The sequence below is a fragment of the Flavobacterium sp. CAN_S2 genome (assembly GCF_015752255.1).
GTDB lineage: Bacteria > Bacteroidota > Bacteroidia > Flavobacteriales > Flavobacteriaceae > Flavobacterium.
On the sequence record NZ_JADOVA010000017.1, the window covers coordinates 1 to 1,148 of the forward strand.

Here is a 1,148-nt window from a genome sequence, read left to right on the forward strand (position 1 = left end):
ATTGTTAAAGATACCGTTGCGCCTGTTAAACCTGTTTTGGCTGATGTGACCGGAGAATGTTCTGCTACTGCAACCGCTCCAACAACTACCGATGTGTGTTCTGGAAGTGCTATTATTGGAACTACTTCTGACCCTTTAACCTATACTACTCAAGGTACGTATACCATCACTTGGACTTTTAATGACGGGAATGGAAATACTACAACCGCTACGCAAAAAGTAATTGTAAAAGATACCGTTGCGCCTGTTAAACCTGTTTTGGCTGATGTAACCGGACAATGTTCTGCTACTGCAACCGCTCCAACAACTACCGATGTGTGTTCTGGAAACGCTATTATTGGAACAACTTCTGACCCTTTAACCTATACTACTCAAGGTACGTATACCATCACTTGGACTTTTAATGACGGGAATGGAAATACTACAACCGCTACGCAAAAAGTAATTGTAAAAGATACCGTTGCGCCTGTTAAACCTGTTTTGGCTGATGTAACCGGACAATGTTCTGCTACTGCAACCGCTCCAACAACTACCGATGTGTGTTCTGGAAACGCTATTGTTGGAACAACTTCTGATCCTTTAACCTATACTACTCAAGGTACGTATACTATCACTTGGACTTTTAATGACGGAAACGGAAATACAACCACCGCTACTCAAAAAGTAATTGTTAAAGATACCGTTGCGCCTGTTAAACCTATTTTGGCTGATGTAATCGGACAATGTTCTGCTACTGCAACCGCTCCAACAACTACCGATGTGTGTTCTGGAAATGCTATTGTTGGAACAACTACAGATCCTTTAACCTATACTACTCAAGGAACCTATACCATCACTTGGACTTTTAATGACGGAAACGGAAATACTACAACCGCTACGCAAAAAGTAATTGTTAAAGATACCGTTGCGCCTGTTAAACCTGTTTTGGCTGATGTGACCGGAGAATGTTCTGCTACTGCAACCGCTCCAACAACTACCGATGTGTGTTCTGGAAGTGCTATTATTGGAACTACTTCTGACCCTTTAACCTATACTACTCAAGGAACCTATACCATCACTTGGACTTTTAATGACGGAAACGGAAATACAACTACTGCTACGCAAAAAGTAATTGTAAAAGATACCGTTGCGCCTGTTAAACCTGTTTT

Annotated in this window: 1 pseudogene; it reads left to right on the top strand. The window is 41.5% G+C overall.

What is annotated here, in order from left to right:
- Positions 1-1,148, top strand: a pseudogene (locus IWX80_RS16940) (hypothetical protein); the annotation flags it as partial.